12 protein-coding genes and 1 pseudogene are annotated in these 11,404 nt (G+C 73.2%); 6 read left to right on the top strand and 7 right to left on the bottom strand.

Annotation, left to right across the window (positions count from 1 at the left end):
* Positions 1-87 precede the first annotated feature (87 nt).
* Positions 88-846, top strand: a complete 759-nt coding sequence (locus tag ACTG9Q_RS14325; RefSeq protein WP_455573244.1) for a thioesterase II family protein — start codon at positions 88-90, stop codon at positions 844-846.
* Between the two features lie 112 nt (positions 847-958).
* Complete coding sequence (locus ACTG9Q_RS14320) at positions 959-1,423, top strand: acyl-CoA thioesterase (RefSeq protein ID WP_455573243.1); 465 nt, start codon at positions 959-961, stop codon at positions 1,421-1,423.
* A gap of 136 nt (positions 1,424-1,559) precedes the next feature.
* Here ACTG9Q_RS14320 and ACTG9Q_RS14315 read toward each other — a convergent pair whose 3' ends face one another.
* Positions 1,560-2,408, bottom strand: coding sequence for a hypothetical protein (locus ACTG9Q_RS14315; RefSeq protein ID WP_455573242.1), 849 nt, complete (start codon positions 2,406-2,408; stop codon positions 1,560-1,562).
* A gap of 194 nt (positions 2,409-2,602) precedes the next feature.
* A complete protein-coding gene (locus ACTG9Q_RS14310; RefSeq protein ID WP_455573241.1) occupies positions 2,603-3,622 on the bottom strand; it encodes a polysaccharide deacetylase family protein in 1,020 nt (339 codons plus the stop codon).
* A gap of 124 nt (positions 3,623-3,746) precedes the next feature.
* Between ACTG9Q_RS14310 and ACTG9Q_RS14305 the strand changes: the two genes are divergently transcribed.
* A complete protein-coding gene (locus tag ACTG9Q_RS14305; RefSeq protein ID WP_455573240.1) occupies positions 3,747-5,318 on the top strand; it encodes a putative glycoside hydrolase in 1,572 nt (523 codons plus the stop codon).
* A 54-nt stretch (positions 5,319-5,372) separates the two neighbouring features.
* On the opposite strand, the gene ACTG9Q_RS14300 is transcribed toward ACTG9Q_RS14305, so the two are convergent.
* On the bottom strand, positions 5,373-6,113 hold the full coding sequence (locus ACTG9Q_RS14300; RefSeq protein ID WP_455573239.1) for a DUF899 domain-containing protein: 741 nt from the start codon (positions 6,111-6,113) through the stop codon (positions 5,373-5,375).
* Between the two features lie 100 nt (positions 6,114-6,213).
* Between ACTG9Q_RS14300 and ACTG9Q_RS14295 the strand changes: the two genes are divergently transcribed.
* On the top strand, positions 6,214-6,696 hold the full coding sequence (locus ACTG9Q_RS14295; RefSeq protein WP_455573238.1) for a winged helix-turn-helix transcriptional regulator: 483 nt from the start codon (positions 6,214-6,216) through the stop codon (positions 6,694-6,696).
* Here ACTG9Q_RS14295 and ACTG9Q_RS14290 read toward each other — a convergent pair.
* Positions 6,654-7,322, bottom strand: coding sequence for a response regulator (locus tag ACTG9Q_RS14290; RefSeq protein ID WP_455573237.1), 669 nt, complete (start codon positions 7,320-7,322; stop codon positions 6,654-6,656). The genes ACTG9Q_RS14295 and ACTG9Q_RS14290 overlap by 43 nt on opposite strands.
* Positions 7,319-8,440, bottom strand: a complete 1,122-nt coding sequence (locus ACTG9Q_RS14285; protein ID WP_455573236.1) for a sensor histidine kinase — start codon at positions 8,438-8,440, stop codon at positions 7,319-7,321. Before ACTG9Q_RS14285 ends, ACTG9Q_RS14290 begins: the two co-directional genes overlap by 4 nt.
* A 209-nt stretch (positions 8,441-8,649) precedes the next feature.
* Here ACTG9Q_RS14285 and ACTG9Q_RS14280 point away from each other — a divergent pair, with 209 nt between their 5' ends.
* Both ACTG9Q_RS14280 and ACTG9Q_RS14275 read left to right on the top strand, forming a co-directional pair.
* Positions 8,650-9,138 (top strand): DUF6223 family protein, encoded by a 489-nt coding sequence (locus ACTG9Q_RS14280; protein WP_455573235.1) that lies wholly within the window; start codon positions 8,650-8,652, stop codon positions 9,136-9,138.
* 90 nt (positions 9,139-9,228) lie between these two features.
* The gene (locus tag ACTG9Q_RS14275) at positions 9,229-10,485 is read left to right on the top strand and encodes a DUF4032 domain-containing protein (RefSeq protein WP_455573234.1); all 1,257 of its coding nucleotides are present in this window, start codon (positions 9,229-9,231) and stop codon (positions 10,483-10,485) included.
* A gap of 54 nt (positions 10,486-10,539) precedes the next feature.
* Here ACTG9Q_RS14275 and ACTG9Q_RS14270 read toward each other — a convergent pair whose 3' ends face one another.
* Positions 10,540-11,181 (bottom strand): universal stress protein, encoded by a 642-nt coding sequence (locus ACTG9Q_RS14270; protein WP_455573233.1) that lies wholly within the window; start codon positions 11,179-11,181, stop codon positions 10,540-10,542.
* Positions 11,182-11,227: 46 nt separating this feature from the next.
* Positions 11,228-11,404: pseudogene (locus ACTG9Q_RS14265) on the bottom strand (universal stress protein); the annotation flags it as partial.

Genomic DNA, 11,404 nt, shown 5'->3' with positions numbered 1-11,404 from the left:
GACGATCCGTCCGCACCGCCAGCGGCCGGACTGATCACGGCTCTCCCGCACACCACATCTGAAACACGACCTAGGGAGGACAGCGCCATGCCGCCGACCGTCGGAACCCGCTGGCTCCAACCGGCCGACGTCTCCGCAGAGGCAGGTCTGCGCCTGCTGCTGTTCCCGCCAGCCGGGGCGGGCGGGACGATCTTCCGGGACTGGCCGGGCCTGCTCCCCCGCGACGTCGCCGCCCAGGTGGTCACCCTCCCCGGACGCCTGGACCGGTGGGCGGAGCCCGCGCACACCGACTTCCCCACCCTGGTCGCCGAGCTGTGGGCGGAGCTGGAGCCGGAGCTGGACGAGCGGCCGTACGCGTTCTTCGGCCACAGCATGGGCGCGATGCTCGCCTACGCCCTGACCCAGGCCATCGAGGACGACGGCGGCGACGGCCCGGTGCTGCTCGCGGCCTCGGCGTGGGCGCCCGTCGGGTTCGCCACGCCGACCGTGGAGCACGCCCGCCAGCCCGACTCCGGCCTGGTCGAGTGGCTGCGGGCCACCGGCTCGCTGCCCGAGGAGGTCACCGCCGACCCGGCCGCCCTGGCCATGGTGCTGCCCGCGCTGCGGGCGGACCTGGAGCTGTGCGCGGGCCACACCGACACCGGGGCGCGGGTCACCTGCCCGGTGGTCACCTACAGCGGCCGGTCAGACCCGCTGCTGGCCCCGGGCGCGATGGGCTCGTGGGCAGCCCGTACCGCCGAACACCTCGGCCACCGGGAGTTCCCCGGCCACCACTTCTACCTGACCGACCACGCCCTCACGGTGGTCACCGACCTGGTGGGCGCCCTGCGCGGAGCGCAACGATGATCAGCACACCCTGCGAGAACGGGCCTGGGGCCTGTCCTCAAACCCCGATCCCGACTCTCACCGACCAGGGTCTGAGGACAGGCCCTGGCGCCCACAACCCGAGGAGCCCGCGATGACCGACCTGACCGACCACCCGGAGTACGGCGTGGTGGCCACCCTCCCGGTTCACTTCGGTGACCTCGACGCGATGGGGCAGCTGCACAACGCCCGCTACATCAACCTGATCGAGCAGGCGGGCGAGGCCGTGCTGGCGGGTGTCGGCCTCACCTTCAGCCACGGCAAGGTCACCCATCCCGACATGTTCGCCGCCATCCGCGAGCTGCACATCGCCTACCACTACCCGGTGCGGTCCACCGGTCCGGTCGCCGTGCACCTGTGGATCGAGGCACTGGGCACCTCCAGCCTCCGCTGGGGGTTCCGCGTGCAGTCCACCGACGGCTCGGTGACCCACGCCGAGGGGCACCGCACCGTCGTCAAGGTGGACCCCAGCACGGGACGCTCGGCGCCGTGGTCCGAGGAGACCCGCGCGGCGACGACCAGGCTCATGCGCACCGAGCAGGCGACGAACCCGGTCTGAGCCCACCGCCCGGCGCACGCGGTGGGGGCACCATCCCAGGTGGACCCCACCGCCGCCGGGGCGGCGACCGCCCAATGACCACCCACTGGTCATCCACAGTGGACACTGGGATCACCTTTTGGCGGCGCCGCGCCGCTCACATCGTGACGCAGACGACCCGGCCGGTGGCGGACCAGTGCCCGGCGTAGCCGTCGTCGTCCTCCCGCGCGCCCAGCTCGTACCAGTTGGTGCCCGCGGAGTACGGCCCGGCCAGCACCTGCCCGGCCGGGGAGCCGCTGCCGGAGCCGACGAGCGACCAGCCCGCGGAGAGCCGCCGCTGGTCGGGATCGCACACCAGCACCAGGGACTTGTCCGAGGAGTCGGCTGCCGAGACCGCGGTGCGCAGGTGCAGGCCCGGCAGAGGGTCGGCGCACACCGCGTACGTGGTGAGCCGCCAGGTGTCGGCGAACCCGTCCTGGTCCTCCATGCCGGTCACCGCCACCTGGCCGAGGTCGGCGGCCTGCGCCACCTGGTTGAGGAACACCTCGCCGTCGCTGCCCGCCAGGCTCCAGCCCGCGGTGAGCAGGCGCTTGCCCGCCGGGCACGCGGCGGTGACCTGCTTGTTGAGCGAGGTGGACTCGGAGGAGGCGCTGACGACGACGTGCCCGGGGACCGGCAGCGCGCAGACCGCCTGCACGGTCAGCTGCCACTGCTCGGCGGTCCCGTCCTGGTCCTCGCGGGCGACCGCGATCGCCGACGTCGCGTTGGGGATCAGCGCGGTGACCACCACGTCGCGCACGCCGCCCACGACGAACGCGAACGCCCCCAGCAGCCGCTTGCCCGACGGGCACCCCGCGGCGGCGATCCGGGTCGTCTCCGAACCGGGCGCGGCGGGGGCCGACCAGACCAGCTCGTGGCCGGGGATGGCGGCGGCAGCGGGCGCGGCGACCCCGAGGACGCAGGTGGAGGTCAGCAGGATGGTGCAGAGCAAACGCGGTACGGACACGGGGCCGCCTCATCGCTGTCGGGATCTACACAGCCAGGGACGTCTCAGCGGTCTCGCGGTTGCTGTTCGGCACCGGAGCAAATTCCCCGTTATCTTGATAAAAGATAGCGGATAGAACAGTAATGGTTGTTGACCTTTTGGAGCCGCGGGAATTCAGTCGATCGCATCTGGGGAACCCCGGCGCGCCCGTGGGGTCAGTACTGGACGGCCTTGGGCTTGTGGGACGCGGCGACCGTCCTCGATGTGCCGCGGGGGAAGACGACGCGGTCGGGGACGCCGTCGGAGGTGTAGCGGGCGGCGGGCTGGGCGGCGAGCTTGTCCAGCCAGACCGCCGAGCCGAAGGCGGCCTCCTCCCCCGTCCGGCCCTGGGAGCGGATGCGGGGGATGTGGAGGGGGTCGAAGTCGGCCGAGTACGGCGACGGGGCAGGGTTGGCGCCGACCTCCAGGGCGCCGATGTAGGTGTAGGCCGTGCCGTCGGCGCTGCCCTTGACGGCCATGCCCTCCTGGTCCGGGTAGATGCCGAAGGGCAGCGAGATGGTGCGGGGCTTCGTCCCGGGGACGGCCTCGCGGATGGCCGCGTCGCCGCGGGCGATGTCCCGCTGGGCGCCCGCGGCGGAGGCCTGGCCCAGGTTGGAGTGGGTCAGGGTGTGGTTGCCGACCTCCATGTCGTGGTCGACCAGCCACTTCAGCGCCCGCTTGCCGCCGGGGTCGGCGAAGGGGTCGCCGTTGACGTAGAAGCTGGCGACCGGGCGGAAGGCGGGGTGGTCGCGGGCGACGTCGAGCAGGATTCGCACCGCCGTGCCCGGCGCGGGCTCGCCGCCGGGGGTGAGCGCGAACTGCGTCGGGTCGCCGTCGTCGAAGGTGAGGACGACCGGGTGGGTGCCAGCGGGGATGTCGATGTCGCCCGTGGCGTACTCGGCGGTGGTGATCGGGACGTACTTCTCGCGGGCGAGGCGCACCAGTTCGGCCTTGAAGTCGGCGGGGGTGCGGTCGTAGACGCTGGCGGGCTTGTGGACGAGGCGGTGGTACATCAGCACCGGGATGTCGCCCAGCTCGTTCGCCGCGTGCGCGGCGGGGTCCGGTGGCGGGCTCGTCGTGGGAGCCTGCGGCGGCGGTGGCGGCGCGCTCGCGGCCGGGGGCGCCGCCGGGGCGACCCCGCACGCGCTCACCAGGACAACCAGGGCGCCAAGTGCGGCGATACGCGGACCAGTCACGCCTCCACCGTCGGTCGAGACCCTCGGGACGCGCAACGGAGGGACACGAACGTGTGCGATGTGGTTCACAGGTCCCATTCTGGATACGTCCCCACGGAATGGCATCTGCTCGGGAGGTCCGGGAATGGGTTCAGGCAAGAAGGGCGGCCGCGTCGCCGTGGTCGTGGGAGCGGTGGTGCTGGTGGCGCTCGCCGTCGTCACCCCGCTGACCATTCGCGCGCTGTCGTCGAAGCCCGTGGTGATGGGCTTGGCGGACGGCGCGGTGGTGTCCGCCGACGGCGTGCGGGACCTCGCGGTCACCGTGCCGGAGGGCACCGACCCGCACGAGGTGCGGCTGCTCCTCGATGGCAGGCCCGTGGCGGCCACGGTGGACGGCGACCGCGTGCTGCTCACCGACGAGGTCGCCGAGGGCGAGCACACGCTGACCGCGCGGGTGCCCGACTCGGTCCCCCTGCTCCCCGACGAGGACATGAGCAGGACCTTCACCGTCGACCGCACGCCGCCCGCGCTGTCGGTGAGCGCCGAGGTGGTGACCGACCTGCGCAAGCCGGTCGAGGTGACGGGCAGCGCGGAGGGCGCCGCCGAGCTCACCGTCGACGGCAAGGCGGTGCCGCTCGGCCCCGATGGCGCGTTCGCCGTCACCCTGCCCACGGCGGCCACCGCCAAGGTCGCCGCCCGCGACACCGCGGGCAACGCCGTCGAGCAGGACTTCACGGTGCCGACGCGCCACCCCGGCATGCGCGCGGTGCACATGTCCGCGGCCGGGTGGGCGTCCAAGGCGCTGCGCGAGCCGGTGCTGCGGCTGATCGAGGACGGGCGCATCGACACCGTCCAGCTCGACATCAAGGACGAGAGCGGCGAGGTCGGCTACGACTCGCGGGTCCCCCTGGCCAGGGAGATCGGCGCGACCAAGGGCTACTACGACGCCAAGGCGGTCGTGGACGAGCTGCACGGCATGGGGGTGCGGGTGGTCGGGCGCCTCGTGGCCTTCCGCGACCCGATCCTGGGCCGCGCGTCCTGGGAGTCGGGCAAGGCCGACCGGGTCATCCAGAACGCCGGGGGCGGCGCCTGGTCCAGCGGGTACGGCCAGTTCTCCTTCACCAACTTCGCCCACCCCGCTGTCATCGCCTACAACATCGACCTGGCCGAGGAAGCGGCCCGCCTGGGCTTCGACGACATCCTGTACGACTACATCCGCAGGCCCGAGGGCGCGCTGGGCCGGATGAAGCTCCCCGGCCTCAAGGGCACGCCCGAGCAGGCGATCGTCGACTTCGTGGCGAAGAGCCGCGCGGCGGTGCGCCCGCACGGGGCGTTCGTGGGGGTGTCGGTGTTCGGCATCGCCGCCACCCGGCCGGGCCCGGTCGCCCAGGACATCCCGGCCATCGCCAAGCACGCCGACTACATCGCCCCGATGGTCTACCCGTCGCACTGGGGCCCCGGGGAGTACGGCGTCGCCGACCCGGTGAACCAGCCCTACGAGATCACCGGCCGCTCGGTGGGCGACTTCGTCAAGAAGGTCAAGGGCTCCAACAGCGTGGTGATCCCGTGGCTGCAGGCGTTCAGCCTGGGCAGCACCTACGGTCCCGCGGAGATCCGGGCGCAGATCGAGGCGTCGAAGTCAGTGGGCGCGCCGTCGTTCCTGCTCTGGGACCCGGCCTGCCGCTACGACCCCGCCGCCCTGGCGCCGAAGCCCTGACGCTGCTCGGGCGTTCGCGTCCGGTCGGCGGGGGAACCGCCGACCGGGCGGTTGTCAGTTGGAGAAGCCGGGGTCGGCCGAGCGCGCGGAAGGCGCCCGGCCCTTCGGCTCCTCCCACTCCTCGTGGCGCCCCAGCGCGGTGATGTCGAGCAGGCGGTAGGCGTGCATCATCACCTCGACGCCGCGGCCGTAGGTGGAGTAGGTGTGGAAGACCTCGTCGCCGTCGCGCAGGAAGGCGCTGACCCCGGGCTGCTCGCCGACGTGGTCGACCAGCCAGTCCTGCCCGGCGGCGGCCAGCTCCTCGGCGTCGCGGAAGTTGTGGTTGTTGGGCGTGACGGCCGGGTCCAGCGAGACGTGGAAGTCGTAGTTGAAGTCGCTGTCGTGCGAGGAGTACCAGGGGAAGGTCCAGCCGCGGGTCTGGCGGTAGGCGGCCAGCTTGGGGTACGGCGCGCGGGAGACGGCGGCGAACGCGGTGTCGCGCGTGGCCAGGTGGGCGCGGGCGCCCGCGCTGAGGTCGTCGGCCATCGCGGTGCAGCTGGAGCAGCCCTGGTCCCAGGACGGGTCGAACATGAAGTGCTGCAGCACCAGCTGGGTCCGCCCGTCGAACAGGTCGGCGAGCCCGACCTCGCCGTCCGGGCCCGCGAACCGGTAGTCCTTCGCCACCCGCGCCATCGGCAGCCGCCGCCGGTCGGCGTTGAGCCCGTCCAGGGCCCGGGTCAGTGCCTTCTCCTTGGCCAGCAGTTCCCGGCGGGCGGCGAGCCACTCGTCCCGGGTGACGACCTGCGGTCGGTCCATGATGTCCTCCAGAGGTTTCTACTTGCGTGATGCAAGCAGCCTAGGAGGCAGGCTTGCATGACACAAGTAAAAAGCGGACCATCGATGCGTGCTTGGTCGGATGTACGAACGTGAGAACTGCTCAGCGGCACGCGCGCTGGAACTCGTCGGCGAGCGCTGGAGCCTGCTGGTGATCCGCAACGCGGTGTTCGCGGGCATGACCCGGTTCTCCGACTTCGAGCGCAGGCTGGGGATCGCGCCGAACATCCTGGCCAAGCGCCTGGACGGGTTCGTGTCCGACGGGCTGATGGAGCGGCGCGACGACCGCGAGTACGTGCTCACCGAGAAGGGCCGCGAACTCGGCACGGTGATCGTCGCGCTGACCGAGTGGGGCGACCGGTGGGCCGCCCCGCAGGGCCCGCCGATCCTGTTCGAGCACGAGGACTGCGGCGGTCCGGTCCACGTGCACGCCCGGTGTGACGACTGTGGCCGCCAGCCCGCCGCGGCCGACGTGGTCGCCGTCGCCGGTCCGGGGGCGGACCCGCGGCGCATGCCGTCCCGTCAGCCTCGGCGGCCGCGCGGGGTCACCAGCCCGGACTCGTAGGCGAGGACCACGAGCTGGGCGCGGTCGCGGGCGTGGAGCTTGGCCATGGCCCGGTTGACGTGGGTCTTGGCGGTCAGCGGGCTGATCACCATGCGCTCGGCGACCTGGTCGTTGGACAGGCCGTGGGCCACCAGCGCGACGGCCTCGCGTTCGCGGGTGGTCAGTCCTGCCAGGCCCGCGTCGGCCGCCAGGGGGCGCGGCTCGGTGACGTAGCGGTCGATCAGCCTGCGGGTGATCGACGGTGCGAGCAGCGCGTCCCCGCGCGCGGCGACCCGGATGGCGTGGAGGAAGTCCTCGGGCTCGATGTCCTTGACGAGGAACCCGGCGGCGCCCGCGCGTAGCGCGGTGAAGACGTATTCGTCCAAGCCGTAGTTGGTCAGGATGACGACGTGCACGCAAGCCAGGGCCGGGTCGGCGGCGATGCGCCGGGTCGCCTCGATGCCGTCCATGACCGGCATCTGGATGTCGATGAGCGCGATGTCCGGCAGGTGTTCCCTGACGAGCGCGAGGCCCGCCTGGCCGTCGGCGGCCTCGGCCACCACCTCGATGTCGGGCTCGACGTCGATGAGCGCGCGGAACCCGCCGCGGAGCAGTGGCTGGTCGTCCACCAGCACGACGCGGATCACGGCGTCCGGTCCACGGGGAGTTCGGCGTGGACGGTGAAGCCGCCCCCGCCGCGCGGCTCCGCGCGCAGGCGGCCACCGAGGGCGGTGACCCGCTCGCGCATCCCGAGCAGCCCGACGCCGGGCGCCGCGGCGGTGTCCGGCGTGGCCAGGCCGTCGTCGTCCACCCGGATGGCGAGGGCGCCGGGTCGGTAGTCGATCCGGACCGACGCCGTGGCGGCCGAGGCGTGGCGGGCGATGTTGGTGAGCGACTCCTGGACGATGCGGTAGGCCGTGCGGTCCACCGCGGCGGGCACGTCGTGGCGCTGCCCGTCGATGGTCAGCGTGGCGTCCAGCCCGGTGGCGCGGGCCCGTTCGACCAGGTCCGGGACGTGGGCGAGGCCGGGCCGCGGGGTCGTGCCGTCATCGCGCAGTGCCTCCAGGGTGGCCCGCAGCTCCCTGGCCGCCTCCCGGCCCGCCTCCTCGATCGCCAGCAGGGCCTCCGGCACCCGCTCACCGCGCTTGCGGGCGAGGTGGACGGCGACCCCGGCCTGCACCGTGATGATCGAGATTTGGTGGGTGAGGGAATCGTGCAGCTCCCGCGCGATGTGCAGGCGCTCCTCGTCGGCGCGGCGCCGCGCGGTCTCCTCCCGGGTGCGCTCGGCCTCGTCCGCGCGCCGCTCGGCCTGCCGCAGCGCCTCCCCGGCGGCCCCGGCGGCGACCAGCCAGGCCAGCTCCAGCGCGCCCCGCGCCCGGGTGAACGCCTCCCCCACCGGCATGTCCTGCGCCAGGACGAAAGCCGCGAGCGGGAGGGCGGCCAGCATCAGCGCCGCCGCCACGACCGTGACGCCGCGGTGCCCCGCCCGCACCGCGAAGTACACGGCGAACAGGAACGCGACGGCGGGCACGTCGAAACCACTCGCCTGATAGCCCACCGCGCACACCCCGGTGACAGCCAGGACGGCAACCGGAGCCCGCCGACGCGCGGCCAGCGCCAGGCCACCCGCCGCCAAGAGCGCGCAGCCGAGCAGGTCGACCTCCTGGTCCCCCGACAGCCCGACGACCACCAGCGTCGCCGCCACACCACCGGCGATCGCCCAATCCCTGACCCCGGCGGGAAAGCCGGACCACCCTGCGCCCATGCGCGCACCGTAGCCGGATACCGCCACGGGCGACTCCTCCCCACAGACGAGCCGCCCACTACCGCCCCCGCGGTACCGACCCCGCTCCCTGCCACGCCCGCGGTAACCGAGCACCCCTCCCGCGGCAGCGCGAATCGCCTCCGCAGGCACGACGACCGCCGCCACGTCCGAGGACATGATCCACCTCGGCACACGAGATGAGGAGAAACATGGATATATCCCCACGCTCCCTACCAGTCCGACTGGCCCTGGTCGCCGCGGCCACCCTGATCGGCCTTCTCGGACTCGCCGCGCCGGCGACCGCGCACATCGCCGAAACCCGGACCCCCCAGTCGGTCGAGACAGGATCGCTGCCGACAGACACCGACCAGCAACCCGGCCGCCTCGGCGCCACCGTGGCAGACGTGGTGGGCCTGATCGGCGTGGTCATCGGAGGCTTCGCCGTCGCCCGCTCCACCGGCCGCGTCCGCACCGGCAACGCCCGAACCGCGGCCATCACAGCCGCCCTGGCAGCCCTGACCGCGATAGCCCTGGGCGCCCTACACCTGACCCGCTCCACCGGCGGCTTCGGCACCGGCAACGGACGGGCCGGAGCCATCGTCGCCATCCTCCTGGGCCTGACCGCCCTCGTCCTCGCCTGGCTCGCCTCGGCCCGCTCCCGCCGCACCGGCCATGACGCTGTGACGGATCGCGCTTGACCCGAGCCCGTCTCACTCCCCGGCGAGGCTGTTCCTGGATCGGGGAGGCGGGTAGTTTTCGGGCGTCGGGGTGTCAGGCATGGGGGGCACATGCGATTTCTCTTTCGCCCACCCGCCACCGAGGCGGGCGGGTTGCTGGCGCTGCCGTGGGCGCGGCCGTTGGAGGAGTGGGACGAGCGGCTGCTGCTGACCGTGTCCCAGCGGGGCATCTCCCGGCACGTGGTGCGGTTCGTGGCCAGTGAGGGGCAGGTGTACGCGCTCAAGGAGATCGCGGAGTCGCTGGCGCGGCATGAGTACGCCGTGCTCAGCGACCTGGAGGGGGAGGGGATGCCCGCGGTGTTGGTGCTCGGGCTGTGCGTCGACCGGCCCGAGGACCAGCAGGCCATCCTGGTCACCCGCTACCTCGACCACTCGATGTCCTACCGCTACCTGTTCTCCAACCCGCGCGGCGAGCACTCGGCCGACCGCCTGGTGGACACCCTGGTCGAGCTGCTGGTCAGGCTGCACCTGTCCGGCACCTTCTGGGGTGACTGCTCGCTGTCGAACACCCTGTTCCGCCTGGACGCGGGCAAGCTGGCCGCCTACCTGGTCGACGCCGAGACCGTCGAGCGGCACCCGGTGCTGTCGCCGGGCCAGCGCACCTACGACGTCGACCTGGCGCGCGAGCGCATCGGCGGGGAGCTGCTCGACCTGGAGACCGGGGGCCTGCTGCCACCGGACATCGACCCCGTCGAGGTGGCCGACAGCGTGCCCCGCCGCTACGCCGCGCTGTGGGAGGAGGTGACCCGCGAGGAGTTCTTCCGGCTCGACGAGCAGCGCTACCGGGTCGCCGAGCGCCTGCGCAGGCTCAACGACCTGGGCTTCGACGTCGGCGAGGTCGAGCTGGTCACCTCCGACAGCGGCGCCCGGCTCCGCGTCGACATCAGGGTCGCCGAGATCGGCCAGCACCGCCGCGAGCTGTTCAAGCTCACCGGCCTGGAGGCCCAGGAGAACCAGGCCCGCCGCCTGCTCAACGACCTGCGCTCCTTCCGCGCCTACCTCGAGCAGCGCGACGGCGCGCCGGTCCCGGAGACCACCGCGGGCCACCTCTGGCGCAACGAGGTCTACGACCCGGTCGTCACCGCCGTCCCACCCGACCTGCTCGGCGTCCTGGCGCCCGCGGAGCTCTTCCACGAGGTCCTGGTCCACCGCTGGTACCTCTCCGAGCACGCGGGCCGCGACGTCGGCACCACCGCGGCCCTGCACTCCTACCTCGCCACCGTCCTGCCGGACCGGGACAGTCCGGCCGGGGAGGACGAGGCCGCGGCCGCCGAGATCGACTGGCCCCCTGACGACGAGGGCTTCTGAGACGGGAACAGCCGCCTCCTGGATCGGGAGGCGGCTGTTCCCGTCCGCGCGGGACTACGCCTCGGTGCGCACGATCGCCACCGGGCAGGTCGCGTGGTGCAGCACGGCCTGGCTCACCGAGCCCAGGAGCAGGCCGCGGAAGCCACCGGCCCCGCGCGACCCGACCACCAGCATGGCCGCGCCCGCGGCGAGGTCGGTGAGCGTGCGGGCAGGGTGCCCGACGACCACATCGCGGCGGACGGGCACCTCCGGGTACTTCTCCGCCCAGCCCGCCATGGCCTCGGCCAGGGCGCGGGCGGTCCTCGCGTCGTCGGCAGGCAGCTCACCCGCGGGCAGGCCCACCGGCGCGACACTCACCGCGAGCAGCCCGGTGCCCAGGCGCCGGGCCTCGCCGAAGGCGAAGGCGATGGCGTCGGCAGAGTGCGCGGAGCCGTCCACGCCGACCACCACGTCACCGCGGGCCGTCCGCTCCCCGGGTCCGCCGCCGTGGACCACGACGACCGGCACGCAGGCGTGCGCGGCGACCTGGACGGCGCTGGAGCCGACCAGCAGCCCGCTGAACCCGCCGAGACCACGGGAGCCGAGCACCACCAGCGCGGCGGAGCGGCTCGCGCGCAGCAACAGCGGAACAGGCGTCCCCTCGGGCAACTCGCTGGTGACCTCGATCGCGGGCGCTGTCTTTTTCGGCGCGGTCAACGGCGTCGGCGAGGAGTCGCCGGGCCTCGCCGCGCAGGCCGCTGTCCGAGTCCCCATGGCTGGCCGGGCCGACCGCGACACGCAGCAGCGGCCAGACGAACGCGTGCACGATGCTCAGCCCGCTCCCCCGCGCCTCGGCCGACCGCGCCGCCCACTCCACCGCGACAAGACTCGATTCCGAACCGTCAACCCCGACGACAACCGGGGCGGCATTGACCGACAT

This window comes from Actinokineospora lacus (assembly GCF_053813445.1).
This window is presented reverse-complemented; position numbering and strand designations above follow the sequence as displayed.